This is a genomic window from Pseudomonas sp. GW821-FHT01A09 (assembly GCF_058986725.1).
Map to the genome: position 1 here is coordinate 437,155 of NZ_JBYSWB010000001.1, position 26,664 is coordinate 463,818.

The 26,664-nt window shown below is 63.3% G+C and carries 23 protein-coding genes and 1 pseudogene; 8 read left to right on the forward strand and 16 right to left on the reverse strand.

The annotated features are described in order from the left end of the window. Positions 1-26: 26 nt before the first annotated feature. The 5 genes from AC3WJP_RS01935 to AC3WJP_RS01955 all read right to left on the reverse strand — a co-directional run bounded on the left by AC3WJP_RS01935 (position 27) and on the right by AC3WJP_RS01955 (position 5,648). The gene (locus tag AC3WJP_RS01935) at positions 27-857 is read right to left on the reverse strand and encodes an HpcH/HpaI aldolase/citrate lyase family protein (RefSeq protein ID WP_493719535.1); all 831 of its coding nucleotides are present in this window, start codon (positions 855-857) and stop codon (positions 27-29) included. Between the two features lie 61 nt (positions 858-918). Next, a complete protein-coding gene (locus AC3WJP_RS01940) occupies positions 919-2,121 on the reverse strand; it encodes a CaiB/BaiF CoA transferase family protein (RefSeq protein ID WP_493719536.1) in 1,203 nt (400 codons plus the stop codon). Positions 2,122-2,206: 85 nt separating this feature from the next. Further along, a complete protein-coding gene (locus AC3WJP_RS01945; protein WP_493719537.1) occupies positions 2,207-3,556 on the reverse strand; it encodes an MmgE/PrpD family protein in 1,350 nt (449 codons plus the stop codon). Between the two features lie 9 nt (positions 3,557-3,565). Continuing rightward, positions 3,566-4,753: an acyl-CoA dehydrogenase family protein gene (locus AC3WJP_RS01950; protein WP_493719538.1), complete on the reverse strand. Its 1,188-nt coding sequence runs from the start codon at positions 4,751-4,753 to the stop codon at positions 3,566-3,568. A 67-nt stretch (positions 4,754-4,820) separates the two neighbouring features. Next, positions 4,821-5,648, reverse strand: coding sequence for an HTD2 family dehydratase (locus AC3WJP_RS01955; RefSeq protein WP_493719539.1), 828 nt, complete (start codon positions 5,646-5,648; stop codon positions 4,821-4,823). Positions 5,649-5,798: 150 nt separating this feature from the next. Here AC3WJP_RS01955 and AC3WJP_RS01960 point away from each other — a divergent pair, with 150 nt between their 5' ends. The 3 genes and pseudogenes from AC3WJP_RS01960 to AC3WJP_RS01970 form a co-directional block, all read left to right on the forward strand. Next, on the forward strand, positions 5,799-6,698 hold the full coding sequence (locus tag AC3WJP_RS01960) for a LysR family transcriptional regulator (RefSeq protein WP_493719540.1): 900 nt from the start codon (positions 5,799-5,801) through the stop codon (positions 6,696-6,698). Positions 6,699-6,803: 105 nt separating this feature from the next. Beyond that, positions 6,804-7,919: a HEAT repeat domain-containing protein gene (locus AC3WJP_RS01965; RefSeq protein WP_493719541.1), complete on the forward strand. Its 1,116-nt coding sequence runs from the start codon at positions 6,804-6,806 to the stop codon at positions 7,917-7,919. Between the two features lie 162 nt (positions 7,920-8,081). Continuing rightward, positions 8,082-9,299, forward strand: a pseudogene (locus AC3WJP_RS01970) (ATP-binding protein); the annotation flags it as partial. A 24-nt stretch (positions 9,300-9,323) separates the two neighbouring features. On the opposite strand, the gene AC3WJP_RS01975 reads toward AC3WJP_RS01970, so the two are convergent. Genes AC3WJP_RS01975 through AC3WJP_RS01995 form a run of 5 tightly spaced genes read right to left on the reverse strand, consistent with a single transcriptional unit; the run spans position 9,324 to position 15,845 of the window. Beyond that, positions 9,324-9,701 carry a response regulator gene (locus AC3WJP_RS01975; protein WP_493719542.1) on the reverse strand — a complete coding sequence of 126 codons (378 nt, stop codon included), beginning with the start codon at positions 9,699-9,701 and terminating at the stop codon, positions 9,324-9,326. A 21-nt stretch (positions 9,702-9,722) separates the two neighbouring features. Then, complete coding sequence (locus tag AC3WJP_RS01980; RefSeq protein WP_493719543.1) at positions 9,723-10,961, reverse strand: hybrid sensor histidine kinase/response regulator; 1,239 nt, start codon at positions 10,959-10,961, stop codon at positions 9,723-9,725. After that, the gene (locus tag AC3WJP_RS01985) at positions 10,955-11,530 is read right to left on the reverse strand and encodes a chemotaxis protein CheB (protein ID WP_493719544.1); all 576 of its coding nucleotides are present in this window, start codon (positions 11,528-11,530) and stop codon (positions 10,955-10,957) included. Before AC3WJP_RS01985 ends, AC3WJP_RS01980 begins: the two co-directional genes overlap by 7 nt. Continuing rightward, positions 11,527-12,342, reverse strand: a complete 816-nt coding sequence (locus AC3WJP_RS01990; RefSeq protein ID WP_493719545.1) for a CheR family methyltransferase — start codon at positions 12,340-12,342, stop codon at positions 11,527-11,529. The genes AC3WJP_RS01985 and AC3WJP_RS01990 overlap by 4 nt, the downstream gene beginning before the upstream one ends. A 2-nt stretch (positions 12,343-12,344) precedes the next feature. Further along, positions 12,345-15,845: a response regulator gene (locus AC3WJP_RS01995; protein ID WP_493719546.1), complete on the reverse strand. Its 3,501-nt coding sequence runs from the start codon at positions 15,843-15,845 to the stop codon at positions 12,345-12,347. Positions 15,846-16,137: 292 nt separating this feature from the next. Here AC3WJP_RS01995 and AC3WJP_RS02000 point away from each other — a divergent pair, with 292 nt between their 5' ends. Next, positions 16,138-16,503, forward strand: coding sequence for a response regulator (locus tag AC3WJP_RS02000; RefSeq protein WP_493719547.1), 366 nt, complete (start codon positions 16,138-16,140; stop codon positions 16,501-16,503). 17 nt (positions 16,504-16,520) lie between these two features. On the opposite strand, the gene AC3WJP_RS02005 is transcribed toward AC3WJP_RS02000, so the two are convergent. From AC3WJP_RS02005 to AC3WJP_RS02020, 4 genes are all read right to left on the reverse strand, one after another. Beyond that, positions 16,521-16,874 (reverse strand): Hpt domain-containing protein, encoded by a 354-nt coding sequence (locus AC3WJP_RS02005; protein ID WP_493719548.1) that lies wholly within the window; start codon positions 16,872-16,874, stop codon positions 16,521-16,523. Beyond that, a complete protein-coding gene (locus AC3WJP_RS02010) occupies positions 16,871-17,569 on the reverse strand; it encodes a response regulator (RefSeq protein WP_493719549.1) in 699 nt (232 codons plus the stop codon). The genes AC3WJP_RS02005 and AC3WJP_RS02010 overlap by 4 nt, the downstream gene beginning before the upstream one ends. Positions 17,570-17,890: 321 nt before the next feature. Further along, positions 17,891-18,163, reverse strand: coding sequence for a DNA-binding protein (locus AC3WJP_RS02015; protein WP_493719608.1), 273 nt, complete (start codon positions 18,161-18,163; stop codon positions 17,891-17,893). 9 nt (positions 18,164-18,172) lie between these two features. Then, entirely contained in the window at positions 18,173-19,057 is an 885-nt protein-coding gene (locus AC3WJP_RS02020) for a LysR family transcriptional regulator ArgP (protein WP_493719550.1), read from the reverse strand. Positions 19,058-19,222: 165 nt separating this feature from the next. On the opposite strand from AC3WJP_RS02020, the gene AC3WJP_RS02025 reads away from it, so the two are divergent. The 3 genes from AC3WJP_RS02025 to AC3WJP_RS02035 all read left to right on the forward strand — a co-directional run bounded on the left by AC3WJP_RS02025 (position 19,223) and on the right by AC3WJP_RS02035 (position 22,558). Next, positions 19,223-19,672: a MaoC family dehydratase gene (locus AC3WJP_RS02025; protein WP_493719551.1), complete on the forward strand. Its 450-nt coding sequence runs from the start codon at positions 19,223-19,225 to the stop codon at positions 19,670-19,672. Between the two features lie 150 nt (positions 19,673-19,822). Then, the gene (locus AC3WJP_RS02030) at positions 19,823-21,448 is read left to right on the forward strand and encodes a methyl-accepting chemotaxis protein (RefSeq protein WP_493719552.1); all 1,626 of its coding nucleotides are present in this window, start codon (positions 19,823-19,825) and stop codon (positions 21,446-21,448) included. A 72-nt stretch (positions 21,449-21,520) separates the two neighbouring features. After that, positions 21,521-22,558 carry a GlxA family transcriptional regulator gene (locus tag AC3WJP_RS02035; RefSeq protein ID WP_493719553.1) on the forward strand — a complete coding sequence of 346 codons (1,038 nt, stop codon included), beginning with the start codon at positions 21,521-21,523 and terminating at the stop codon, positions 22,556-22,558. A gap of 6 nt (positions 22,559-22,564) precedes the next feature. Here the strand turns inward: AC3WJP_RS02035 and AC3WJP_RS02040 are convergent, their stop codons facing one another. Continuing rightward, positions 22,565-24,511: a putative bifunctional diguanylate cyclase/phosphodiesterase gene (locus tag AC3WJP_RS02040; protein WP_493719554.1), complete on the reverse strand. Its 1,947-nt coding sequence runs from the start codon at positions 24,509-24,511 to the stop codon at positions 22,565-22,567. Positions 24,512-24,760: 249 nt separating this feature from the next. Between AC3WJP_RS02040 and AC3WJP_RS02045 the strand changes: the two genes are divergently transcribed. Continuing rightward, complete coding sequence (locus AC3WJP_RS02045) at positions 24,761-25,837, forward strand: alkene reductase (RefSeq protein ID WP_493719555.1); 1,077 nt, start codon at positions 24,761-24,763, stop codon at positions 25,835-25,837. 106 nt (positions 25,838-25,943) lie between these two features. Here AC3WJP_RS02045 and AC3WJP_RS02050 read toward each other — a convergent pair whose 3' ends face one another. Continuing rightward, positions 25,944-26,588 (reverse strand): TIGR04211 family SH3 domain-containing protein, encoded by a 645-nt coding sequence (locus AC3WJP_RS02050; RefSeq protein ID WP_493719556.1) that lies wholly within the window; start codon positions 26,586-26,588, stop codon positions 25,944-25,946. Positions 26,589-26,664: the final 76 nt, after the last annotated feature.

Sequence of the window (26,664 nt, forward strand, 5' to 3'; positions counted from 1 at the left end):
GGCGATGCTGCCGCATCCGTGGACCATTACCGCGCAGAGGCGACGGCCGTTGACTGCGCGAGCAAGCGTCGGGCCCGGGCCAGTACCGGCGCGTCGATCATCTGACCGTCCAGCTGAAAGGCTCCGGCGTTCTGCGCCGCCTGGGCCACCACACGCTGCGCCCAGGCCAGTTGCCGGGCATCGGCCGCCAATGCGGCATGAATCGGCGCCACCTGCCGCGGATGAATGCACAAGGTCCCGGCAAAGCCCATATCCCGGGCATGGCCGACGGCTGCACGCAGCCCCTCTTCATCGGCGATGGCCGGGAATACACCGTCCAAAGGTGCCATCAGGCCTGCGGCGCGGGCGTGAAGCACCACGGCCAGCCGCGCCTGATCGAGGGCAAAGTCCGCCGCCGGTGTGCCATCGTTGAGGTTAAGGTCCAGCGCGTAATCGATACCACCAAAGGCCAGGGTAGCGATCCCCGGGCTGCGGGCGATCTCGCCGAGATGCAGCACCCCGGCAGCGCTTTCGATGATGGCAATGACCGCCTTGCCGGTGGCCGCCGCGCGGCTGATCTGGTGGTGGCTTTCGGCTTTGGGCAAAACCACATGGGACACCTGCAGGCGATCGCTGCAGAACGCCAGATCGGCGCAGTGCTCGGCATGCCCGGCAGCGTTCACCCGCACCCACACACGGGCTTCGGGGTGTTGATCGCAAAACACCCCAAGCTGGGCGCGCGCCTGGGCTTTGAGCCCCTCCTCCACGGCGTCCTCGAAATCGACGATCACAGCGTCCGCGCCGCTGGCCAGCGCCTTGGCGAAACGCTCGGGGCGGCTGCCGGGAACGAACAGGGCACTGCGGTAAAGCTGGTTCATGGTGCTGCTCCAACGGATCTGCGGGCGATAGGGCGCAAGCCCTGGTATCGGCGGGGCCGGTCTAGATAGTGCCCTGACCGCGCAGACGCTCAAGATCCTGCGCACCGTAACCCAGCTTGCCGAGGATGCTCGCCGTGTGCTCTCCCAGCCCCGGCACCGCGTCCATGCGCGGCTCGAACGCGCCGTTGCGCCCCGGCGGCAACAGCGCCGGCAACTTGCCCACCGGGCTGTCGATCTCGCGCCAGCTATCCCGGGCCTTGAGCTGCGGGTGATCCCACACGCCTTGCATGTCGTTGACCCGCGCGTTGGCGATCTGCGCCTGCTGCAGGCGCTCCACCACTTCATCGAGGGTCAATGCGGCGAAACGCTCGACGATGATCTGCCGCAACTCGGCACGGTTGGCCGAGCGCTTGGCGTTGGCGTCGAAGCGCTCGTCACTGGCCAGTTCCGCGTTCAACAGCACCTTGGCGCAAAACGACGCCCACTCGCGTTCGTTCTGCAGCCCCAGCATCACCGTGCCGCCATCGCCTACCGGGAACGGCCCGTACGGGTAGATGGTGGAATGGGCGGCGCCAGCGCGCGGCGGCGGCTCGGCGCCCTCGAAGGCGTAGTACATGGGGTACCCCATCCACTCCACCAGGCCTTCAAGCATGCTCACGTCGATGCGGCTGCCCTTGCCGGTCTTGCCGCGCAGCAACAGCGCCGACAGCACCCCGCTGTAGGCGTACATGCCCGCGGAAATATCGGCAATCGAGCACCCGGCCTTGGCCATTTGCTCCTCACCCGGGCCACCGGTCACCGAGAGAAAACCTCCTTCGCTCTGGATCAACAGGTCGTAGGCCTTCTTCTGCTCATAGGGGCCGCCCTCGCCGTAACCGGAGATATCGCAGACGATCAAACGCTCGAAACGCTCGTGCAGGGCTTCGAATGACAAGCCCATGCGCGCCGCGGCGCCGGGCGCGAGGTTCTGCACCAGCACATCGGCTTCGGCCAAGAGTTGTTCGAGGATGTCCCCGGCCTCGTCCTGCTTGAGGTCCAGAGTCAACGACTCCTTGGAACGGTTGGTCCAGACGAAATGCGAGGCCAGGCCCCGGGTGCGGCTGTCATAGCCGCGAGCGAAGTCACCGACCCCGGGGCGTTCGATCTTGATCACCCGTGCGCCCATATCCGCCAATTGGCGGGTGCAGAACGGCGCCGCGATGGCGTGTTCGAGGCTGATCACGGTAATGCCGTCCAGCGGCCGTTGCAGGGGGGTAGCGGTCATCTTGGTCACCTCGGCAACCCGCGCTGGCGCGGGCAGACTGTTTCAGTATTGGCGGCAGGGCCTGGCAAAGGGCAAAGAGCGAGGGTCACACCAGCTCGCTCAGGTCCAGGCTGTCACGCAAGCTCCACACGCGTTCGATCAGCACTTGGGCCTGCGCTGGCTGACGCGCGCCGGAGAACGCCACCAGGCGCCGGAACTTGTCTTCCAGCTCAGGGCGGCTGAGGCTGTTGCCCGGGTCGCCCTTGGGCTCGTCGATGGCGCCATGCAACTGGCGGCCATCGACGGTGGTCACCAGCACCCTTCCCAGCCAGCGCTGCGGATAGGCCGCATCGACATGGGCATCGAGGCTCATGCTGACCTTGTCGCGAAAGGCAGACACCTGGGCATCGCTCAGGGCCAGCTCGTGGAATTCGCTCAGCCCGGCCTTGCCATGCACCGCGATCAGGCCCAGCACCGTCCCCATCGAGAACTTGGCCTGGTGCACGGTCTGGGGCACCGTGACCCGGCCCAGCACATCGATGGCGCCCTGATGCACGCGGGTTTCCACCTGCTCGATGTCGCCAGCGCGCAACCCTTCGCGCTGCATGACCTCCAGCAGCGCATCGGCAGCGGGATGGGTGTGACGGCACGAGGCATGGAATTTGAACGAGGTCTCGGGCAGTGCCCAGCGAGTGCCCAGGCCCTCGGACAGCTTGCTTGGGTCGGCATCGCTGGACATCCCCGCGGCCAGCCCTTGATCGCCCTCGAGGATGTTATGCGCGCCGGTCAGCCCTTCGGCGGTCAGGTAGGCCGCCAGCAAGCCGTCTGCGGCGGCCTTGGCCGTGTGCAGCTGCTTGGAGTCGGCGGCATCGCGCAGGAACTCCCACAGTCCGGCGGCCTGGGTGCCGGCGCTGCCGAGCAGGTTGGTGAACTGCGCCGGATCGAAGTTCATCAGCTTGCCCACCGCCACTGCCGCGGCCAGGGTGCCCACCGTGGCGGTGGTATGAAAGATGCGGTAGTGCGAGCGGCCGAGAAACTCGCCAATGCGAATGCCCGCCTCGTACCCGGCCACCGCCGCCAGCAGCAATTCCTGGCCGCCTTTGCGCAGATCCTGAGCCGCTGCCAGGACGGCGGGGAACACCACAGTCGCCGGGTGCAGCACCGAGCTGTTGTGCAGGTCGTCCTGTTCCACCAGATGAGACGACGCGCCGTTGACCAGTGCGGCGAAATACGCCGAGCTGCGCCGCCCGCTCACCAGGATCTGCGCCGGGCCGTCGGTGGGCCCCATCTTTCGCGCATAGGCCTCGAACAACGGGATGGGGCGCGCACCCTGACTGGCCAATGCCGAGCCCAGCCAGTCGAGGAACAGGTCCTCGGCGCGGCTCAGCACCGGTTCGGGAATGTCTTCATAGCGCAATCCCGCCAGAAACTGCACCAGGGCTTGGGTATGGCTCATGGCGCCTCCTTAAAAGCTGCGCGGCAGCTCGAGCAGGTGCTCGGCCACGTACGACAGGATCAGGTTGGTGGAAATCGGCGCGACCTGATACAGGCGCGTCTCGCGGAATTTACGCTCGACATCGTATTCACAGGCGAAGCCGAAGCCGCCGTGGGTCTGCAGACAGGCGTTGGCGGCCTCCCACGACGCCTTAGCCGCCAGGTACTTGGCCATGTTGGCGCTGGCGCCGGCGTTCTTGCCGCTGTCGTATTCGTCACAGGCGCGCCAGCGCATCAGGTCGGCGGCCTCGATCTCGATATGGGCCTCGGCGATCGGGAACTGCACCCCCTGGTTCTGGCCGATGGGCCGACCGAACACCACCCGATCACGGGCGTAGGCACTGGCCTTCTCGATAAACCAGCGGCCGTCGCCGATGCATTCGGCGGCGATCAGCGTGCGTTCGGCATTCAGGCCGTCGAGAATGTACCTGAAGCCCTTGCCCTCTTCACCGATCAGGCTGTCGGCGGGCAGTTCGAGGTTGTCGAAGAACAACTCGTTGGTTTCGTGATTGACCATGTTGGCGATGGGCTGCACGGTCAGTCCGTTGCCGATGGCTTCGCGCAGATCGACCAGAAAGATCGACATGCCTTCGGACTTTTTCTTCACTTCAGCCAACGGCGTGGTGCGCGCCAGCAGGATCATCAGGTCCGAATGCTGCACCCGCGAGATCCACACCTTCTGGCCGTTGATGACATATTTGTCGCCCTGGCGCACGGCGGTGGTCTTGATCTTGGTGGTGTCGGTACCGGTGCTGGGTTCGGTCACGCCCATGGACTGCAGGCGCAATTCGCCGCTGGCCAGCCTGGGCAGGTAGTACTGCTTCTGCGCCTCGCTGCCGTGACGCAGCAAGGTGAACATGTTGTACATCTGCCCGTGCACGGTGCCGGAGTTGCCGCCGCAGCGGTTGACCTCTTCGAGGATGACCGAGGCCTCTGCCAGGCCCAGCCCCGATCCGCCGTACTGCTCGGGGATCATCGCCGCCAGCCAGCCGGCATCGGTCAGGGCCTTGACGAAGGCTTCGGGAAAGCCCTTGCGCTCATCGATGCCGCGCCAGTAGGCGGCGTCGAATTCCGCGCACAGGCCACGCACGCCTTCGCGGATGGCCTGCATCTCTTCGCTGTCGGCACGGCCGGCGGGAACCTTGTCGTTGTCGTTCATCGTTCATCTCCATGGAGTTCGGTGGGGCGCCAAGGGCACAGACCCGCAGGCACTTCAATGCCTGGCTTTATTCGAAGTGCACCTGGGCGCTCTGCGCCAGACCCTCGGCATTGCCGGCCCACAGCTCGGCGACGCCAGGGGCCTCGATACGGCCGCCGACGCGGAACGCCTGCGGCGCGATCAGTGGCCGCACACCGCGGTAGCTGAAGCGCAGCACGGTGGCCCGAGGGTTGGCGCGGATAAACGCGCGCAGATTCAAGGTGGCGATCATCGGACCATGCACCACCAGGCCGCTGTAGCCTTCGGCCTCGGTCACATAGGGATAGTCGTAATGGATGCGGTGGCCGTTGAAGGTCACCGCGCTGTAGCGAAACAGCAATACGGGTGTCGGTTCGATGCGTTCGTTCCACTCGCCGCCAGGCACTGGCTCGCCAGCGCCGCGCTTGGGCGGGGTCGGCTCGCGGTAGACGATGTCCTGCTCTTCGCGGATCGCCAGCACGTCCTGTTGAAAATAGTCGTGGCGCACCGTTACGAACAGCAAGGCGCCGGTGCGACCGTGTTTTTCTTCGATATGGGTGATGGTCGAGACGCGGGTAGCGTCGGCCCCGGCCTTGAGCGCGGTGAAAAACTCCAGCCGGCCGCCGGCCCACATGCGATTGTGATTGTCGGCCGGGGGCAGGAAACCGCCGCGGGCCGGATGACCGTCGGCGCCCAGGCCGGTTTCAGGTACCGGTTCCTGGAAGAAACACCACTGCCACAACGGCGGCAACGGCTCCCCGATATTGGGTACCGGTTCACCGAAGGTCGCGGCGATACGCTTGAGCAGGTTGACGCTGAAATGGTCGTGGCTGGTTTCCTGACGGCCTATCCAGCTGGAGAGATCGGGGTCGCTCATGGGCGGGCTGCTCCTTTGCACTGAATGCTTTTATCGTTGTGCAAGGATGATGGCGGCCGGGCGCCGTTCTGAGAATTTGCATTTGAATAAGGCGGCGTTCGGCTATGCTGAACACCGCCCGCGCATGCCCAGCCACTCAGGACACCGTCCATGCACTTCGATCTTGCCGATCTGCGCCTGTTCATCCATATCGCCGAATCCCCCAGCCTCACCCAGGGCGCCCGTCGTGCGTTTCTCTCGCCGGCCGCCGCCAGCGCACGGATCAAGGCCCTGGAAGCGCAACTCGACACCCGCCTGCTGTACCGCGACAGCCGTGGCGTAGAGATGACCCCGGCCGGCGAACGCCTGCTGCAGCACGCGCGCTTGATCATGCGTCAGGTCGATTACCTCAAGAGCGAATTCGCCCAGCATGGCGGCGATTCCACTGGGCATATCCGCATCTTCGCCAACACCACGGCGGTGACCGAATTCCTCCCGGAGATCCTCGCCGGCTTCCTCGCTCAGCGCCCCGGCGTCACCGTGGACCTGCAGGAGCGGCTGTCCCGCGATATCGTGCGCGGCGTGCTCGATGGCACCTCGGACATGGGCATCATCGCCGGGCCGGTGGAAGCCAGCGGCCTGCAAGTCATGCATTTCAGCACCGACCGCCTGGTGCTGATGGTGCCGGTCGGGCATCCACTGGCCGATATCGGCCCGGTAACCCTCGGGCAGACCCTCGATTATCAGCACATCGGCCTGCACGAAGGCAGTACCTTGCTGACGTTCCTGCGCGACCACGTCGAGCGGCTCGGCAAGCATCTGCACCTGCGTATCCAGATGTCGAGCTTCGAGGCGATCTGCCGGATGATCGAAGCCGGCGTAGGCATCGGCATCATTCCCGAATCGGCGGCCCTGCGTCACAGCCGCACCATGCGCCTGTGTGCCGTGCAGCTCGACGAGCCCTGGGCGATCCGCGAACGCAGCATTCTGGTGCGTGAACTGGACGCGCTGCCCGGCACTATCCGTGCCTTGATCGCCACGATGCTGCCCAATGGCCCTTTGCCGGCGTGAGCCTGCGTGTCACCTGAAGGCGCTTGGCTACAGGGGTAATTGACTCGGGAGGCGGACTGGCCGAAGCTTGCCGACTCGCGCTTCGCGCCTCTCCATGGATAGTGCATGCTCAAGCTGCAACGCTTAGTGATCGTCTGCCTCGCCTTGCTGGTGCTGGCCGCCGCTGTGGTGGTCTGGCGTCATAGCGGCCCGTTGCAGGAGCCCGCCGTGCAGCAAGAGGCCTTCGGCAAGGCACTGCGCCAGGCCCGCAATGGCGAAGCCGGCGCCGCACGGGTGCTGTATCAGCAACTGGGCCGCGACGATCTGCTGCCGAGCCAACGCGCGATGCTGTATGGCCTGCTGGCCGACTACCCTTCGCCACGGGCACTGAAACTGGCCCGTGCCGATCTGCACAACGACGATCCCGAGGTGCGCCAGGCGGCCATCAACGCCGTCGTCGGGCTGGTACCCGCGGTCCAGCGCAGTCTGATTCTCGGGCCGCTGCTCGACGATCCGCAAGCCAGCCTGCGCTATGCCGCTGCCACCGCCATGCTGGACTTGTCGCCGGATGACGTCGGCCTGTATTTCGGCCCGCTGGACAAGGTTCTCGATCAATACCGCCAGGTGCTGGCGGCGGACAGCGCGGTAGCGGGCGCCGCGGACAGCGCTCATCCGTCGTCCAGCGACAGCGCCGAACAACTCGCCGATGTTTCCCGGCAACTGTTGCTGGTGCGAATCCTTATTCACCAGGGTGATCGCGCCAATGCCGGCAAACGCCTGCAGCAGGTGCTGGCGCAACAGCCGGACAACGCCCAGGCCATCGCCCTGCAGGTGCGCTCGCTCGATCAGCAAGGCAACGCCGATGGCGCCCGCCAGTGGCTCGCCGAGCAACTGCGCCAGTACCCCCGGTCTGCGGCGTTGCAGCATGAGCTCGGGCTGTGGCTGGTGGATCACAAGCAGGATGAATACGCCCTGCTGGCCCTGACCCGAGCGGTCGAGCTGGCGCCGGACAACAGCAGCTTGCGCTACAGCCTGGCCCTGACCCTGCACGCCATGGAACAGGTGGACGCCGCGCAGCGGCAACTGCAGGAAATCGTTCAGCGTCACCCCCAGGATCGCCGCGCCCGCGTGCTGCTGATCAACTATTGGAAGGAAACCGGCCAGCTGCAGAACGTCCAGGTGCTACTGGCCCAGCTCGAACAACAGAACCCCGACGATCCACTGGTGCAACAAGGCCTCTAGGTCGCAAGCAGCGCCGTCCGTCCACCCCGCAGTTGCGCCTCAACAGCAACTGAACCCCCTTCTGCGCGGCAGGTCCGTATTCAATAAGAATGCAGTTTTCCGGAGACTTGTCCTTTGTCCAGTTCAGAGCAGCAACTGCATAGCGCTCGGCGTCAGATCGAGCAGCTACAGGGCCACATCGCCGCGCTTGAACTGCAGATCGAGCAGCGTTCGGCACAGGCGCGGGACAGCGAAGAGGCGTTGCGTCAGGCGCAGAAGATGGAAGCGGTCGGGCAGCTGACTGGCGGCATCGCCCACGACTTCAACAATATCCTCACCGGTATCATCGGCAGCCTGGAAATGATGCGCCGGCGCATCGCCAAAGGCCGCATCCACGACCTCGACGAGTTGATCGAACAAGGCGTCAGCTCGGCCCATCGCGCCGCCAATCTCACCCATCGCCTGCTGGCGTTTTCGCGGCGCCAATCGCTGGATGCGCAGCCCGTGGCGCTCAACGCGCTGGTCGGGCAGATGAGCGATCTGCTGGCGCGCAGCCTGACCCCGGCGATCGAGCTGTCGATCGACGGCGAGCAACACTTGTGGACCGCTCTGGCCGATGCCCATCAGGTCGAAAGCGCCCTGCTCAATCTGGTCCTCAATGCCCGCGACGCCATGCCCTGCGGTGGCAAGCTGCGCATCCAGACGCGCAATCAGCGCATCGAGCCGACGCCCTGCGCGACGCCCGGCAACCTGCGCGCGGGCGACTATGTGGTGCTCAGCGTCACCGACAATGGCGGCGGCATGCCGCAAAGCGTGGTCGACCGCGCTTTCGATCCGTTCTTCACCACCAAGCCGATCGGCCAGGGCTCCGGGCTGGGGCTGTCGATGATCTACGGTTTCTGCAAGCAGTCCATGGGGCACGTCAGCATCGACAGCGCCTTGGGTAAAGGCACCACGGTCAGCCTGTTCCTGCCCCGTGGTCAGCAGGGTCCAGTGGCCAGCACCCCAGTGCCACGCGAGCGAGCGCCGAAAGCGCGCAGTGGCGAATCGGTGTTGATCGTCGAGGATGATCCGGCGGTGCGCCAACTGGTGTGTTCAGTGCTTGAGGAGCAAGGCTATCACTGCCTGGTGGCCATTGATGCCGACAGTGCCCAGCCGATCTTCAGCTCCGATGCGCGCATCGATCTGTTGATCAGCGATGTCGGCCTGCCGGGCATGAACGGCCGTCAACTGGCCGAGGTCGGCCGCCATCACCGTCCGGGCCTGAAGGTTCTGTTCATTACCGGCTATGCCGAGCATGCGGCGGTGCGCGATGGATTTCTCGGCACCGACATGCAGATGATCACCAAGCCCTTCCCGTTCGACCTGCTGACCGCCAAGGTTCACGAGATGATCGGCTGAGGGGGGCTGCGCGCAGGGCGGTGGTCAGGCGAGCTGCTTGTCCACCAGTCGCTTGAGCGTATCGAGATCGAACGGCTTGGCCAGAATCGGCGCCTTCTTGGCGATAGGGCTGCCCGACTCGGCAATCTCTTGCGGGTAACCACTGATGAAGATCACTTTCAACTCCGGGCGCAGCTTCACCGCCGGCTCAGCGATCATTACCCCGGAAACCCCGCCGGGCAGCCGATAATCGGTGATCATCAGATCCAGGTGGGGCTTGGTGGCCAGAATCTCGAAGGCCTGTTCGGCGTTTTCGGCCTGCAGCACCCGGTAACCCTCGCCCGCCAGGTAGGTGGCGAGGATCATCAGAATATTCGGTTCGTCCTCGACGATCAGGACAACGTCTTGCGCATCTTCACTCATGGAAAGCCTATTCAGGTCGGTCTAGCTGCCAATACGACCATGGGTCGTGGCAGAGGTTGCGTCCGGGTTGCAAGATTCGCCGAGCGGCAGCGTGACGCGGAACATCGCGCCCTCGCCCACCGCACTGTGGACGCTGATGGTACCGCTGTGAGCAGTGACGATCTGCTCGGAAATGAACAGCCCCAGGCCCAATCCCGCGACCGCATGCTTGGCCGACACGCGCTCGAACTGCTGGAAGATCCGCGCCTGGTTTTCCGCGCTGATGCCGATGCCGTGGTCCTGCACTTCGATACGGGCGTTGTTGCCCGAAGCGAGGACGCGCACCTCGATCGGGGTCTTGCCGCCATACCGCAGGGCGTTGGACAACAGGTTGACCACCACTTGTTCAATGCGAAATTCATCCCAGATCCCCACCACCGCCTTGTCGCCTGCGAAGCTGATGTGGGTGCCGATGGCGGCCGCCTGGGGCTCGAAGCGCTCCACCACATTGGCGACCATCTGCGTCAGATTGAAACGCGTCGGCCGGATCGACAGCTTGCCAGTGCGGATGCGCGAGACATCGAGCATGTCCTCGATCAGTCGGATCAGGCTGAGGATCTGCCGCTCGTCACGGTCGACCATGGCCCGCAGCTTGTCCGGCGCAAAGGCCTCGAAGTTGTCCTTGGCCAAATGCAGCTTGCGCAATTGCGTCTCGAGAATGAGGCCGTTCAACGGCGTACGCACTTCGTGAGACACGATCGACATGAAGTCATCGCGCATGCGCACCGCGTGCTCCAGCTCGCTCTGGGTGACCTGCAGACGCCGCAGCAGCACTTCCTGCTCCTGCCGTGCGCGTTCCAGGGCGTCGAGTTGCTCCTTGAGCGCCTTGCGCTGGCGATACAGATCGACGAAGACGCTGACCTTGCTCTTGACCGCCTGCATGTCCAGCGGCTTGTGGAGGAAATCCACCGCGCCGCTTTCGTAGCCCTTGAAGGCGTAGTTCATTTCGCGCCCGGCGGCGCTGACGAACACGATCGGAATGTGCTTGGTCTTTTCGGTACTGCGCATCAGCTCGGCGAGCTCGAAACCGTTCATGCCGGGCATCTGCACATCGAGGATGGCCAAGGCGAATTCGTGTTGCAACAGCAAGGACAGCGCGGCATCGGCCGACAGCGCCTTGTACACCGCGCGATCTTCGCGCTGGATCAGGGCCTCGAGGGCCAGCAGGTTTTCCGGCAGATCATCGACGATCAGCAATTTTGCCTGGAGGTGACTTAGCATGTACTTCGTTCCAGCTTGGCGAGCAAAGAGCCTATGCCGTTCAATGAAAGAATATGGTCGGGCTGCTGCAACTTCAGCGCCGCCAGCGGCATGATCGCCATCCGCGCCTCGGCTGGGTCCTGAACGATGGTCAGGCCGCCATGGCGCTTGATCGCTGCCAACCCTTGTGCGCCATCCTCGTTGGCACCGGTCATCAATACCCCCACCAGGCCGGGCCCATAGGCATCGGCGGCGGAGTCGAACAGGATATCGATGGCCGGACGGGAAAAATGCACCCGTTCCTCCTGGCTCAGTGACAGGGTGAAATCTCGCTCCACTGACAGGTGATAGCTTGGCCCGGCGAAATAGATCACCCCGGGCTCGATCGCTGACTTGTCAATGGCTTCACGTACATCACGGCCCAGCCGCATGGCAAATACCTCGGACAACTGGCTGCGGCGCTCGTCGGGCAGATGCAGCACCGCCAGGATGGGAATATCGAACGCCTTGGGCAATAGGGAAAACACTTGCAACAGCGCCTCTACGCCACCGGCGGAAGCCCCCACGACGATCGCTGCGTAGCGGTTCATTTCTTGCGGTAGATCCGTTCTTGTTTGACCAAGGCTTCGAATTTGCCGCTGTACGCGGAAAAATCCACCGTTTCCTTGCTGCCCAGCACCATGAAGCCGCGATGGCACAACGACTCATGGAACAGTCCGAAAGCCCGCTCTTGCAGGCCCTTGTTGAAGTAGATCAATACGTTGCGGCACGACACCAGTTGCGTCTCCGAGAACACGCTGTCGGTGGCCAGGCTGTGATCGGCGAAGGTCACATTCTCGCGCAGGCTGCCATCCATGATCGCGTGGCCATAGGCGGCGGTGTAATAGTCGCTGAAATCGCGCTTGCCGCCGGCGCGCTGGTAGCTTTCACCATAGATGCGCATCGCTTCCATCGAATAAACGCCCTTCTTGGCCTTCTCCAGCGACGTCGGATTGATGTCGGTGGCGTAGATGATCGTACGTTCCAGCAACCCTTCTTCACGCAGCAGGATGGCCATGGAGTACACCTCCTCGCCCGTGCTGCAGCCGGCGATCCACACCTTGATCGACGGATAGGTACGCAGCAGCGGCACCACTTCACGGCGGATCGCCAGGAAGTGGTCGGGGTCACGGAACATCTCGCTGACCGGAATCGTCAGGTACTGCAGCAATTGCATGAACGCGGTCGGATCGTGAATGACGCGCTCCTGCAACGCCGAAACCGTCTTGCACTCCAGTTGCGTCAAGGCATGCTGGACTCGACGTTTGATCGATGCCCCAGCGTAATCGCGAAAATCGTAGCTGTATTTGAGGTAGATCGCCTCGATCAACAGCCGAATCTCGATGTCGGTGTTCTGTTGCACTCTCAAATACGCTCCAGTTGCGGCAGCCACACACGAATCAACGAGAACAACCGGTCCAGCTCGATTGGCTTGGCCAGGTAGTCGTTCGCACCCGCCTGCAGGCAGCGCTCCTGATCATCCTTCATGGCCTTGGCGGTCACGGCGATGATCGGCAGCTTGCGCCAGCGCGGATCCTTGCGAATTTCCCGGGTAGCTTCGAAGCCGTCCATTTCCGGCATCATCACGTCCATCAGTACCAGGTCGATATCACCCACTGCGTTGAGCCGTTCGATGGCCTCCAGGCCATTGCGACCGATCTCCACCAGCGCGCCCTTGTGTTCCAGGGCGCTGGTCAGGGCAAAGATGTTGCGCACATCGTCGTCGACCACGAGGATCTTGCGTCCCTCGAATACCTTGTCGCGGCTGCGAGCGGTCTTCAACATCTTCTGCCGTTCAGTGGACAGCTGGGATTCGACTTTGTGCAGAAAGAGTGTGACTTCATCGAGCAGACGCTCGGGGGAGCGCGCCCCCTTGATGATGATCGAGCGCGAATACTTGAGCAGCTCGGCCTCTTCTTCACGGGTCAGATTGCGCCCGGTGTAGACGATCACCGGCGGGAAGGCCTTGATTTCTTCGGTAGACATGCGTTTGAGCAGGTCGTTGCCGAGCATGTCGGGCAGCTTGAGGTCGATGATCATGCAGTCGTAGACATTGGCGTGCAGCAGGTCCAGCGCCTCCTGGGCGTAACCGACCGCCGTGATCTCGATGTCGTCGTCACCGATCAAGCGGGCAATGCTGTCGCGCTGCAGGTCGTCGTCCTCGACCAGCAGAATGCGCTTGAGCTTTTGCGTGAGCTTGGCCTCCAGCTTGCCGAAGACCTCCTTGAGCGCCTCGCGGCTGGTAGGCTTGACCGCGTAACCGACGGCGCCCATGTGCATGGCGGCTTCGACGCGATCTTCCACCGAGATGACGTGCACGGGGATATGCCGCGTGGCCGGCAGTTCCTTGAGGCGCTGCAGCACGGTGAGCCCGGAATGATCGGGCAGGCGCATGTCCAGGAGCACGGCGTCGGGAATGAACTGCGCCGCGAGGTCGAAGCCTTCATCGGCGGCATGAGCCACCAGGCAGTGGTAGTCCAGCTCGTGGGCCAGATCGAAGAGGATGCGCGCGAAGTTCGGCTCGTCCTCCACCACCAGGATGCAACGCTTGCTGAACGGACCCAATTCGCGGTCGTCGGCGAACGGCGGCGCGCGCACCACTGGCGGTTCGAGCGGCGCCACCGGTGGCGTTTCGATCAGCGCGCTGGTGGAGAAGGTGGTCGCCTGCAGGGTGGTGGCTGCGCTTTCCGGGCGCGGCGAGGCATCGAACTGCTCCGGCAGCACCAAGGTAAAGGTACTGCCCTGCCCCAAGGCGCTGGTGACACTGATGTATCCGCCCAGCAACGCTGCCAGGTCGCGGGAAATCGACAACCCCAGGCCAGTACCGCCATAACGACGGTTGGTGGTGCCGTCGGCCTGACGGAAAGCCTCGAAGATGCCTTGCTGCTGGTCGGCGGCAATGCCGATACCGGAATCGCGCACATGGAAGGCGATGCCTTCGCCAGGCTGTCGGTTGACGTTCACGCTGACGCTGCCCAGCTCGGTGAACTTGAAGGCGTTGGACAGCAGATTCTTGAGGATCTGCTCGACCCGTTGGCGGTCGGTGTACAGGGTAGTCGGGGCATCGTCGCTGATGCTGATGCTGAACCCCAGGCCCTTGTCGGCGGCCAGCGGCGTGAACAGGGTGCGCAGGCTGTCGGCCAGCCCGCTGACCCGGGTGTTTTCCGGACGGACTTCAAGCTTGCCGGCTTCGACCTTGGAGATGTCCAGAATGTCGTTGATCAGGTGCAGCAGATCGTTGCCGGCCGAATAGATGGATTCGGCGAACTTGACCTGCTCGGCGGTGAGGGTCTGTTCGGCGTTCTCGGCCAGCAGTTTGGCGAGGATCAGCGTGCTGTTGAGCGGCGTACGTAGCTCGTGGGACATATTGGCAAGGAATTCGGACTTGTACTTGCTGGAGCGCTGCAACTCTTCGGCGCGTTCTTCGAGCTGGATCTGCGCCTGATTGAGCTCGGCATTCTTGAGGTCCAGGGCATCGCGCTGATCCGCCAGGGCGTCGGTACGCTCGGCCAGTTGCTCGTTGGTCTGCTCGAGTTCAGCCTGCTGGGTCTCCAGATGGGCCTGGGACTCCTTGAGTACGCGGGACTGCTCTTCGAGTTCTTCGTTGGCGGTTTTCAGCTCTTCCTGCTGGACCTGCAACTCTTCGTTGAGTTGTTGGGTTTCGGCCAGGACTTCCTGCAGGCGCTGGCGATAACGGGCCGCTTCAATAGATGTACCGACGTTGTTGCCCACCAGCTCGAGGAACTCGACATCGCGGTCGCTGAGTTCACGCAGGAAACCCAGCTCGACCACGCCGTTGACGCCATCGTCGTTGCGCGCCGGCATCACCAGCACGCTGCGCGGCGCGCCATCGCCCAGCCCGGAGGCGACCTTGAAGTAATCACCGGGCAAGTTATCCAGGCGTTGCACGCGAGCCTGCTGGGCCACTTGCCCGGTCACGCCCTCGCCCGGCAGCAAGGTCTGCTCGGCGTTTTCCTGCTCGGCGCTGAACCCGTAGCTGGCCACGCGGTGCAATGCACCTTGTTCGTCGCGCATATAGACGGCGCCGACCACTGCGCCGAGGTATCCGGCGAAAAACTGCAGGATGTTGCGCCCCAACAGGTGCACGCTGAGCTGACCGATGACCTGTTCGGCCAGTTGCGTCTGCCCGGTACGCAGCCAGGCCTGACCTTGCAGGCGTTCGGCGCTGGTGCTGACGGCTTCGAGGTTGTCGCCGTATTGGGTCGACAGGCCAAGCAGATCACGGCGCCCGAACCAGGCCAGCAGCGCGCTGAGGACCACGACGAAGATCAGGTAGCCGGAGATCGACAAGGTCACCGTGTCGCTCACCGCTTCGGATCGCGCGACGCGCAGTTGCTGTTCGGCGGCAATGAAGGCGTCGTATTCGCGCCGCACTTCATCGGCCAGGCGCTTGCCCTGCCCCTTGGTGACGGCGTTGCGGAAGTCGCCATCGGCCTTGCGCACTTCGATGAGGGTCCTGGAAAGCTCGTTCCATTCCTCCTGCAGCGCCAGCACGCGGGTGAGCCGATCGACCTGGGACGGGTTGTCGGACACCAGCTCCTGCAAGGCTTTGAGCTGCGCAGTGATCCGCGGCCGCGCCACTTCATAGGGTTCCAGATACTGGGTATCCCCGGTCAGCAGGTAGCCGCGCATGCCGGTCTCCATGTCGACCGACAGGCGTGCCACTTCGTTGGCGTTGTTGATGACCCGATCGGTGTGATCGACCCAACGCATGACCGAGATCAGATACATCAGGATGACAATGAACACCACCACGCTCAGCACGCCGACACCCAGCGGCAGGCTGATGTTGCGTTGCAGAACCTTGCGGAAGCCTTGTTCGTCGATAGAGGAGTTTTTGGTCATGTCCTTGGCCTGGGCGGGGAAAGATTCAAGGCTGGGATTCTGCCGTAAAACCATCCAAAAGTTCTAAGTTTCCTACGCCAACATAAGAAAATTCTTACGAAAATCACGTTTTCGGATAGGCTTTCCCCTTCCCAACGCAGTGGAATGGCCAAGCGCCAGCCCAGAAGCGGCGCTACGGCATGGAGTTTTTACGTGGGTAAGGGAACTTGTCGGGCTCCGCCACGTACTCATAGTGAGCGAGGGTGGCAACCTGCCCTCATCGCCGATCATCCGTTTTCAGGAAAGCCTTTCAATGTCCGAAGCTAAACCCGTCACTATCCTCGTCGTCGAAGATGACGCCATCGTGCGCATGTTGATCGTCGATGTACTCGAAGACCTCGAGTACCAAGTGCTGGAAGCTGAAGACAAGGCCGGTGCCCTGAAAGCGCTGAACGATACCGCTCAGCCGCTGCAACTGATGATGACCGATGTCGGCTTGCCCGACGGTGATGGTATCCAGCTAGCGCGCGAGGCGCTGGAATTGCGTGCCGGCCTGCCCGTGCTGATCGCCAGCGGCTACGCCGAATCGGTGCAGAATCCGCCCGGGACCGAGGTGCTGGGCAAGCCCTTTTCCATTGACCAGTTGCGCGACAAGGTGCGCGCCATGCTGGGCCACTGAGCCAGCACCCTGCCTGGTCACTGCGCAGCTAGCTGCTGATAGTCCTGTAGGCGAAGACGCAGACGGCTCAAGCGCACCTGGCTATCGTCCGGTATGCGCAGGGTTTCACGCAGAATCTTCTCGAAACTCTCCAGTTCGGCCGCCAGCGCTGTTGCCCCGACCGTCAGCGCCGCGCCGTGCAAGCGGTGCACGCGATGGAGCATCTCGCCGGGCGCGCCATCCAACAACGCGCGCTCCAACAGGCGCAAATCTTCATGGCTGGTTTCGAGGAACATGCGCGTCAGGGTGAGCTTGTCTTCGGCCGACAGCTCGAACGCTACCGAGCGATCCTCGGCAAGACGCTCACGGGCAGGCATCCGCGGGATGTTCATCGGCGCTCCAGTTGCGAGCGAATCTTGAACAGCTCGTTATCGCTGCTCAATCCCAGCTTGCGGTAGGCCGATTGCTTTTGTGTGCTGATGGTCTTGATGCTACGCGAAAACTTTTCGGCTACCTGGGTCACCGACATACCTGCCAGGCAGCAACGCAGCACCTCGCGTTCGCGCAGCGTCAGGTTGTTGGTCTTGACCAGCGCATCGATCGCGGACCTGTTGCCCCTGGTCACCGATTCGGCCGCTGCCTGGGTGGCGATACCACGATCCTCCAGCAGCGTGGACATCTGCGGCTCCAGGTAGGTCGCCCCGCTCGCCAGAGTGCGCACGCCTTCCAGCAGGTGAACCGGGTCGCTGTCCTTGCCGATAAAGCCCATCGCGCCACAGCGAAGGGCCAGGCTGACGGTGGCCGGAGTATGAGTGGCCGAGATCACCAATAAACGCACCGCGGGAAACTTTATCCGCAGGGCGCGAATAAGGTTCAAACCGTCGGTTTCTTCAGGGCCGAGGGCGAAGTCCATGACCACGACATCGACGGGGGACTGTTTGAGTGCCAGCAGCAGATCGCGGCTACGGGTGAAGCACCCGGCGATTTCGAATTCAGCGGAGCCGCCGAGCACATGCTGCATGCCGCACAGGACGAACTCGTGGTCATCGAGCAGCATCAAGCGGATGGGGTTACTGGTGTCGCACATGATGTAGTGGCGCCCTGCGTAAGAAATGGGTAACACCCGCCGGCGCGATGAAGCGAGGTTCTGGCTGAGATGATGGTCGTGGCAACGGCTCTGCGCCGAGGAGTGCAGGCGTTTCCACGGAGCGGATCTTAACGGCGAGGGTCGTACAGCCCTATAGGAAAAGTCTGAAACACGTAACCGCATGTATTTAATTGATAAACGCTATCGATACAGGTGATGAGTTCATTCGCACCGGTGGTGTTACTTTTTACCCCGAAGCACGAATTCACTCACGCAGCCTGGTTTTCCCCCGACCTCCAGTGCCTGCCGAGCGGTTCCACTTCAGTCCTTTGGTGAAACTCCTCTGGCCGCCTTCCCCGCAGATGGCGGCCTTTTTTTTGCCCGGATCTTGCCCTCGTCGCTTGGCGACGCACCAGCCGGGGCTTCGACGCTGCCGGCGTCGATGCGGTCTCGCTCGCGCACATAGCGATGAATGGTGGTGCTGGAGCCGGTGTTGGCCAATTCGATACGTATGACATCGATGCTCGGGCGCTCGCCGCGCACGCTGATGCTTTCACGCGCTGGTGTTTCGCGTGCGCGAGCCAGCCAGCGGATGAATCAGCGTCAAGCCAGCCAACGAGGTGCCATTTGCAACAGGTGCTGGGTCAACGCCGCCAGCAGCTCACCGCCATTGCGCCAGTGGTGCCAGTACAGCGGCACTTCCAAGGGCCTGTCCGGCAGCAATTCGACCAACCGGCCCGCCCGCAGTTGCTCAGCAATCTGCAATTGCGGAATCAAGCCCCACCCCATCCCCGCCTCGGTCATACGGATAAAGCCCTCAGAAGACGGGCACAGATGGTATTGAAAACCGCCCGCCGCCTGCAGCGCTGCCATGTAGCGATGCTGCAGGCTGTCGTCCGGGCCGAATACCACGGCGGGCGAGCGCTCCAGCAACTCGACCGTGACGCCAAGGGGAAAATGATTGGCCATGAATGCCGGGCTGGCGACCGCGCGATAACGCATCACGCCCAGCAGAACGCTGCGCGCGCCTGCCACCGGCCGCTCGCTGGCACACAGGCAGGCCGCCACCTCGCCTGCACGCATGCGCTTGAGCGCGACCTCTTGGTCCTCCACCACCAGATCCAGCAGCAGCCGCTGCTCGCGACAGAAATCTCCCACCGCTGCCGCCCACCAAGTGGCGAGGCTGTCGGCATTGAGGGCGATACGCAGGCGATCGGGCAAGCCATCTTCGTTCAGGGTCGGCACCTGACTGAGCAGATCGCGTTCCAGCAAGCGCACTTGCTGCACGTGGTTGAGCAGGCTTGCGCCTACCGGCGTTGCGGTGGGGGGACTGCTGCGCACCAGCACGGGTTGACCGACGCGCGCTTCGAGCAGTTTGATGCGCTGAGAGACCGCCGATTGCGAAAGGTTGAGCGCCTGCGCAGCACGCTCGAAACCACCCTGCTCGACAACCGCACTGAGGGCGGCCAGCAGTTTGTAGTCGATCATCGATTTTCCTGATGTGCGATACTTTGAATTCACTGCCCTTATACAGGTATTGGTGACCGACATGAACGCGCGCATCGAGCGATACCTGCAGGCCGGTACCCGCGACAACGCTCGGCGCAGCTAACAAGCTTTACTTGCATCGACCCGCACTGCCCGGAGACCGCCATGACCCCACCTGCCCCGCTCTACCTGGAATCCTTCCACGTCGGTGACACCTTCACCAGCGCCAGCAAAGTGATCACCCTCGAACAGATCAAGGCCTTCGCCCAGGAATTCGATCCGCAACCCTTCCATCTCGATGAAGAGGCAGCCCTCGACACGCTCTTCGGCGGCGTCGCCGCCAGCGGCTGGCACACCGCCGCCCTGAGCATGCGCTTGCTGGTCGACAGCCTGCCGCTGGGCAATGGCCTGATCGGCGCCGGCAGCGATCTGCGCTGGCCGACCCCGACCCGCCCTGGCGATGAACTGCATGTGCGCAGCGAAGTGCTGGAGGTCAATCCATCGCTATCCAAACCCGATCGCGGCATCGTCGTGGTGCAGTGCGATACCCTCAACCAGCGCGGCGAATCCGTGCAACGGGCAATCAGCAAGTTGCTGGTGTTTCGCCGCCCGTAGTTTCAGCCTTCGTACAAGCACCGACCTAGAGCGGCGCGCGCCGATCTGTGCGTTTATCGCCCGGATTGCACCGCCATAGCGCTCAAGTTTCGGAGGGCCGCGAGGATAACGTGATGACAATTATTTCATCCGTAATCCGGAGTGCCCCCCATGTTCGCCCACCTCAAAGTCCGCACCGGCATGATCGGCGTCTTGCTGTTGTTCGTCGTGGCCCTGCTTTTTTCCACCCTCAACAGTTGGTGGTCAGCGGTGCGCAGTCACGATCAGATCGATGAACTGAGCCGCACTTCGCATCAGATCGACGGCATCAACAACGCTTTGCTGCTGGCGATTCGTACCAGCGCCAACGTGTCGTCGGCGTTCATCGAAACCGTGGGTGGCCGCTTTGATGACGCCGAGGCGCGGCTGGTGCGCAGCGAGGGCATCTGGAACGACGCGATCGCCAAGGTCAACGCATCGACCACCGACCTGCGTGATCCGCAGCTCAAGGCGCTGGCCGAAGACCTCAAGGGTGCCTTCGCCGAATACGGTACCGCCATCGTCGGTCAGCGCGCCGCTACCCGCGCGCGCTCGGCCGATCAGTATTTCGTGGTCAACATCGCGGCCGGCAACGGCATGACCAAGCTTCAGGAAATCCGCGTCAAGCTGGTAGGCGCGCTGGATGCCCGCGCAGCCGAGATCAATCAAGAGTCCACTGCGCGCCTGGCCACCGCCAAGCTGCTGTCCATCGCCCTGGGCCTGATCACCCTGGCGCTGGCGGTACTGTGCTGGAGCTTCATCTCTGGCCGGGTACTGCGGCCATTGCGTGACGCCGGCGAGCATTTCAAGCGCATCGCCAATGGCGACTTGACCCGCGAGGTCATCTCCCCGAGCCGCAACGAGATCGGCGAGTTGTTCGTCGAGCTTCAGCGCATGCAGGCCAGCCAGCGCGAAACCCTGATCCAGATCGCCGGCTCGGCCACCCAACTCGCCTCGGCCGCCGAAGAACTCAACGCCGTGACCGAAGAGAGCAATCGCGGCCTGCAGCAGCAGGACATGCAGCTCGAGCAAGCCGCTACTGCGGTCAATCAGATGACCAGCGCCGTCGAAGAGGTGGCCCGCAACGCGGTGTCTACCTCGCAGGCCGCCACCGCCTCCAACACCCTCTCGGAGAAAAGCCGCCAGCAGGTGCGCGAGAACATCGCCGGCACCCAGTCGATGACCTCCGAGATCCAGGGCAGCGCCGAGCGCATCCAGCACCTGGCCGACGAAGTGCGCAGTATCGGCAAGGTCCTCGACGTGATCCGCGCGGTCTCGGAACAGACCAACCTGCTGGCGCTCAACGCCGCCATCGAGGCGGCGCGTGCCGGTGAGGCCGGTCGCGGGTTTGCCGTGGTGGCCGACGAGGTCCGCACCCTCGCCTACCGTACTCAGGAATCGACCCGCGAGATCGAGCAGATGATCGCCAGCGTGCAGAGCACCGCCGAACAGGCCGTGGACTCGATGCGCAGCAGCACCAGCCGCGCCCAGGGCACATTGGAAATTACCCAGGCATCCGGCGCGGTGCTGGAGGACATCTTCGCCGCCATCGGCCAGATCAACGAGCGCAATCTGGTCATCGCCAGCGCAGCGGAGGAACAGGCCCAGGTGGCGCGTGAAGTGGACAGCAACCTGGTGGCGATCCGCGATCTGTCGGCGCAGTCCGCAGCCGGGGCATTGCAGACCAGCGCCGCCAGCCACGAATTGTCGCGCCTTGCCGCCGAGCTCAGCGGCCTGGTGGCGCGCTTCCGGACCTGAGGCACGACCTCGCCAGGGTCCCTGGTTTAGGTCAAGATAGCCGGCACACTCGGCCATCGACCAAGGACCCCCATGCAATCCGCTTTCGAAAGCGTACTGGCCAACAAGAACATGGCGCACCAGGCCAAACGCGGCCTGGCGCAAGCCGGCGGCAGCCGCCAGCGTGTCGCCCTGGTGCTGTTCGAACACTTCTCCATGATGGCTTTCACTGGCGCCGTCGACGCGCTGGTGACTGCCAACCTGCTCAATCCCGAACCGCTTTACGAGGTCTGCTCTTTCGGGCTGACCGCCACCCAGGTCACCAGTGATCTGGGCATCGTCATTTCCGCCGATCAAGCCTTGAGCGCCCTTGAAGAAAAATCCTGGGACTTGATCATCCTGTGCGGCGGCTTTCGCGTGGCGCTGCGCGAACACACCGTGCTGCGCAGCAAACTGCGCGCTGCGGCGGCCAAGGGGGCGATGCTTGGCGGCTTGTGGAACGGCGCCTGGTTTCTGGCTCAGGCGCAGTTGCTGGACGGCTACGAATGCGCCTTCCACCCCGAAGGCCGGGCGATGATGGCGGAGGATTATCCCAACGTCCGGTTGAGCTCGCGCAGCTTCGTGATCGATCGCCAGCGGATCAGTTGCGCGGGCGCCAACAGCTCGTTGCGCATGATGCTGGAGGTCATGCGGCGCCAAGGCGCCGAGCACCTGATCAGCGCGGTGGAGGAGATTCTGGCCTGTGATCAAAGCAGTGATGTGCGCGACATTTCGGTCATGGCCATCGACTCCGACCCGACCCTGCCGCAGCCGCTCAAATCCGCCCTGGAGTTGATGCACAGCAATATCGACGAGCCCTTGAGCGTCGACGAGATTGCGCGCTGCGTGAAGCTCTCCAAACGCCACCTGGAGCGGCAGTTCTGCAACTTCATGAAGGCCACGCCGACCCGCTATTACCTGGAGCTGCGCCTGACCCGGGCGCGCCAGTTGATCCAGCAGTCCAATCGGCCGATCGCCGATATCGCCGTGGCCACCGGCTTCGTCAGCCTGTCGCATTTTCAACGGCGCTTTCGCGAGTTCTTCGCTATCGCCCCCGGGCGCCTGCGCACGGCCGGGCGTCAGGCATCTTGAGTATGGCTAGCGCGGCAGCGCGTCTTGGCTTTTTTCCAGCCACTCCAGAGTTTGCGCGAACGGCATCGGGCGCGAGAACAGATAGCCCTGCACTGTCCGACAGCCGAGGCTGAGCAAGGCGTTCATCTCTTCGGTGGTCTCCACCCCTTCAATGATGCAATCCAGACCCATGTCCTGACTCAAGGCCACCAGCGACTTGACGATCTTGTAGCTGGCAGGGTTTTCGTGGATGCCGGTGACGAAGCTGCGGTCGACTTTGAGCTTGGTCAGCGCCAGGGCGTGCAGCTGGCTGAGGCTCGAATAGCCCGTGCCGAAGTCGTCCAGCGATACGCCGCAGCCCATCTGGCGGAACAGCCCGATGGCCCGCTGCACCTGAACGATATCCTGCATCACCGCGGTTTCGGTGATTTCCAGATCCAACTGCGCCGGATCGAAGCGACTGGCGAGGATGGTGTCGACGATCTGCTGGACGTTTTCCTGGGAGCCGCAATCATGGGCCGACAGATTGAACGACAGCCTCACCCGCGTCGGCCACTGCTGCGCCGCACGCAGGGCCTTGCGCAGCAGCGGCAGGGTCAGGCGATTGATGAAGCCGATGCGCTCGGCGATGGGAATGAACTGGCTGGGCGGCACGTTGCCCAGGTCCGGGCTGGCCCAACGCGCAAGGGCCTCGAACGCCACCGTCTGGCCGCTGTGCAAGTCGACGATGGGCTGGAACAGCACGCTGAACTCCCAATCCAGCCTGGCCCGGCGCAGCGCCTGCTCGGTCAGTGTGTCGCGCTGCAGTTGCTGGTGGTGCGCAGCGGAAAACAGGCTCATGACGCCTGGGTGATTGCGCTTGCTCTGATACAGCGCGTAATCGGCGTATTCGTAGACGCTGGCGGCGCTGGAGGCTAGGTCGGGATAGGTGGCGATGCCCAGCGATGCGCTGATCTGTACCGGCACATCGATCAAGGTGAAGGGTTTTTTCAGCTCGGCGCAGATGCGGTCGCCGAATGCCTGCAGCTGCTGATCATCACGTACATCGGTAAAGATCAGAGCGAATTCGTCACCGCCCAGACGCGCCACGCGCATGCTCGCATCCAGCGAGGCTTCCAGGCGCTGACCGACCTGCACCAGCAAACGATCGCCCACACTGTGCCCGTACAGGTCGTTGACCGGCTTGAAGCCGTCCAGATCCAGGATGCCTACCGCCAGCCGCTGGCCGGTCCCATACGCCTGCGCCAGGGCATCATCCAGCGTGGTAAAGAACTGCCGGCGATTGGGCAGGCCGGTGAGGCTGTCCTGGTTGGCCAGGCGCAGGTTCTCGTCGCTGAGTTTCTCGGTTTCGGCCTGGGCGTTGACCAGCCGGGTAAAGTCGCCGTAGTGGTTCTGCAGAATCACCAACATGGCCGCGGTCACCAGCATCACATTGACCGCGGTGGCAACGAAGGTGGTGATGTGGGTCGAGGCGAAGAAACCGACGAATACCACATTGACCACCGCCGCCGTGATCAACGCCGCCGAGCGCAACTGCATCAGGCAAAAGATACAGCCGATGACGGTGATACCCATATAGAAGGCGACGTGGGCCTGCTCGTATGCCCCACCGTGGGGAAACAACGCCAGCGCCCAGAGGGCGAATCCCGCGGCGATGAATCCGGTCAGCCGGCTGGTACGGGTCAAGGCCTGGTAGATGACTTCTGGCTCGGGCATCGCTCGGCTCTGGCGAAGGTGCCAGACCCAGCTGCGCACCGTGCACACCAGCGTCAGCACCACCGGCACGGTCAAGGTCAGCCAGCCGGGAGCATAGCTGTAATGCGTCCAGGCCAAGGCCCAACTGTTGACCAGCAGAATGAAGTACATCAACGGAATTTGCCGCGACAGCACACGGTACTGCGCCTGCAGCAATTTCGGATTGTCGCGGGGCACGGACATCAGCGTCCGCCACTTGGCGGCCAGTTCCGTCTTCATAGGTGATGGCATCTCGTTTTCCAACAGCGTCTGGGCAGTGAACATCCTGACGGCGAACGCTATCGTCAGGCTTGCTTGGGTATCGGCCAAAGCCCCGGTTTCTGTAGCTTTGGCGATCAATGACAGGTTTGCCGAGCAATTTGGCAGCGAAGGATCCGCACCGCGCCAGGAACCACCCACCGGGGCGCTTGTCGCACAACCAGTGCCAGCACTTTCTGGCCGTCTCCTCCTCCGTGACAGGAATCCTCTATGCCCAGCCTTTTCGAACCGCTCAATATCGGCGCCCTGACCGCGCCTCATCGTGTGTTCATGGCGCCATTGACTCGGGGGCGCTCGAGCCGCAGCCATGTGCCCAGCGACCTGATGATCGAGTACTACACCCAACGTGCCAGCGCCGGGCTGATCATCACCGAGGCCACCGGTATCTCGCGACAAGGCATGGGCTGGCCCTATGCGCCGGGGATCTGGAGCGATGAGCAAGTCGAAGCCTGGAAGCCGGTGACCGACTCGGTGCATCAGGCGGGTGGTCGCATCGATCTGCAGCTGTGGCACATGGGCCGGATCGTGCACCCAAGCTTCATCGGCGGCGCGACGCCGGTCTCGGCCTCGGCCACCACCGCACCCGGCAGCGCCCACACCTATGACGGCAAGCAGCCGTACGTGCAGGCGCGGCCCTTGACCCTCGACGAGATCAAGCGCCTGCTCGACGACTATGAAAAAGCTGCGAAAAACGCACTGGCCGCCGGCTTTGACGGGGTGCAGATCCATGCCGCCAACGGCTATCTGATCGACCAGTTCCTGCGTGACAACAGCAACTTTCGCCAGGATGAATATGGCGGCTCGGTGGACAATCGCATTCGCTTGCTGCTGGAGGTGGCTGAACGGGTGGTACACAGCGTTGGCGCCGAGCGCACCGGAGTACGGCTGTCACCCAACGGCGATTCCCAGGGCGTCAACGACAGCGACCCGAATACCCTGTTCAGCGCCGCGGCAGCAGGGCTCGACAAGGTCGGCATCGCCTATCTGGAGCTGCGCGAGCCGGGGTTCGACGGTACCTTCGGCAAGGCTGACCGCCCGCCCGTGCATCCGGTGATCCGCAAGGCCTTCAGCCGCCCGCTGATCCTCAACTCCGATTACACCCTGGAGCGCGCACAAGCGGCGCTGGCGGCGGGCGAAGCGGATGCGATCACCTTCGGCCGACCGTTCCTCGCCAATCCGGACCTGCCCTATCGGCTGTCCAAGGGCCTGGCGCTGAACGAGGATGTCATGGCCACCTGGTACAGCCAGGGGCCAGAAGGCTATGTCGATTATCCGTTCGCCGACTGACGCAGTCGTGCCCCTGTAGCGAGGCGGCTTGCCGCCGACATCTGTCAGACGCTATCGCGATGACGGCTGGCATTTTCCGGGGCAAGCCCCCTCGCTACAGGTCAAATCAGAACCAGCGATCCTTGCGTTTGCGGCCACGGCTCAGGGCCGGCAGAATCAGCCCGGCCAGCAGGCCGGCGCCGGCGATGCTGCCGCCATAGACCATGTAGGTCATCATCACCTGTTTGTTTTCGTCACCGAGCTTGGCCTGGGCGGTGCGCAGGTCCGACTGCGCTTCGGCGAGCTGGTCGCTGAGCGTCTTGCTGCGGCCCTGCAGCTCGTCGATCAAGGATTTGCGCGTATCCAGCGTCTCCTGCATCCCCTGCACGCGTTGCTTCCAGCTGTCATCGATGGTCTTGAGTTGGGTACTCAGCTCGGTTACTTGCTGGGTCAGTTGCGGCACGCGCTCGACCGGGCCCGGTACATCCTGCAGGTTGCTGCTGGGCAGCCAGACGGTGTCCCCGGATTCGCCTTTGACCTGGCTGTAGTCGCCCTGGGTGTTGATCAGTTCGAGCTTTTGTCCGGACTTGACCGTCCCGACGATTCGATAACCGTCGGTAGGCCCACTGCGCACATAGGTGCTGAGGTTATCGCTGACCCAGCGATCATTGCCGGCGCCATGGGCCTCGGTGGCGGCAAAGGTGATCAACAGGCCGCCCAGCAGGCAAGTGATAGGCGAGCGGCGAAAAACGGAACGAGGGATCAGCGACATGATGGTATTCACTTGAAAAATAGATGAAAAAGCCCCGATGAACGGGCCGGTGACAATAAGGATTGAATATCGACGA

Coding starts and splice junctions, on each gene's coding strand:
- AC3WJP_RS01935 (WP_493719535.1), bottom strand. CDS start 857: ATGAACCAGCTTTACCGCAGTGCCCTGTTCGTTCCCGGCAGCCGCCCC.
- AC3WJP_RS01940 (WP_493719536.1), bottom strand. CDS start 2,121: ATGACCGCTACCCCCCTGCAACGGCCGCTGGACGGCATTACCGTGATC.
- AC3WJP_RS01945 (WP_493719537.1), bottom strand. CDS start 3,556: ATGAGCCATACCCAAGCCCTGGTGCAGTTTCTGGCGGGATTGCGCTAT.
- AC3WJP_RS01950 (WP_493719538.1), bottom strand. CDS start 4,753: ATGAACGACAACGACAAGGTTCCCGCCGGCCGTGCCGACAGCGAAGAG.
- AC3WJP_RS01955 (WP_493719539.1), bottom strand. CDS start 5,648: ATGAGCGACCCCGATCTCTCCAGCTGGATAGGCCGTCAGGAAACCAGC.
- AC3WJP_RS01960 (WP_493719540.1), top strand. CDS start 5,799: ATGCACTTCGATCTTGCCGATCTGCGCCTGTTCATCCATATCGCCGAA.
- AC3WJP_RS01965 (WP_493719541.1), top strand. CDS start 6,804: ATGCTCAAGCTGCAACGCTTAGTGATCGTCTGCCTCGCCTTGCTGGTG.
- AC3WJP_RS01975 (WP_493719542.1), bottom strand. CDS start 9,701: ATGAGTGAAGATGCGCAAGACGTTGTCCTGATCGTCGAGGACGAACCG.
- AC3WJP_RS01980 (WP_493719543.1), bottom strand. CDS start 10,961: ATGCTAAGTCACCTCCAGGCAAAATTGCTGATCGTCGATGATCTGCCG.
- AC3WJP_RS01985 (WP_493719544.1), bottom strand. CDS start 11,530: ATGAACCGCTACGCAGCGATCGTCGTGGGGGCTTCCGCCGGTGGCGTA.
- AC3WJP_RS01995 (WP_493719546.1), bottom strand. CDS start 15,845: ATGACCAAAAACTCCTCTATCGACGAACAAGGCTTCCGCAAGGTTCTG.
- AC3WJP_RS02000 (WP_493719547.1), top strand. CDS start 16,138: ATGTCCGAAGCTAAACCCGTCACTATCCTCGTCGTCGAAGATGACGCC.
- AC3WJP_RS02005 (WP_493719548.1), bottom strand. CDS start 16,874: ATGAACATCCCGCGGATGCCTGCCCGTGAGCGTCTTGCCGAGGATCGC.
- AC3WJP_RS02010 (WP_493719549.1), bottom strand. CDS start 17,569: ATGTGCGACACCAGTAACCCCATCCGCTTGATGCTGCTCGATGACCAC.
- AC3WJP_RS02020 (WP_493719550.1), bottom strand. CDS start 19,057: ATGATCGACTACAAACTGCTGGCCGCCCTCAGTGCGGTTGTCGAGCAG.
- AC3WJP_RS02025 (WP_493719551.1), top strand. CDS start 19,223: ATGACCCCACCTGCCCCGCTCTACCTGGAATCCTTCCACGTCGGTGAC.
- AC3WJP_RS02030 (WP_493719552.1), top strand. CDS start 19,823: ATGTTCGCCCACCTCAAAGTCCGCACCGGCATGATCGGCGTCTTGCTG.
- AC3WJP_RS02035 (WP_493719553.1), top strand. CDS start 21,521: ATGCAATCCGCTTTCGAAAGCGTACTGGCCAACAAGAACATGGCGCAC.
- AC3WJP_RS02040 (WP_493719554.1), bottom strand. CDS start 24,511: ATGAAGACGGAACTGGCCGCCAAGTGGCGGACGCTGATGTCCGTGCCC.
- AC3WJP_RS02045 (WP_493719555.1), top strand. CDS start 24,761: ATGCCCAGCCTTTTCGAACCGCTCAATATCGGCGCCCTGACCGCGCCT.
- AC3WJP_RS02050 (WP_493719556.1), bottom strand. CDS start 26,588: ATGTCGCTGATCCCTCGTTCCGTTTTTCGCCGCTCGCCTATCACTTGC.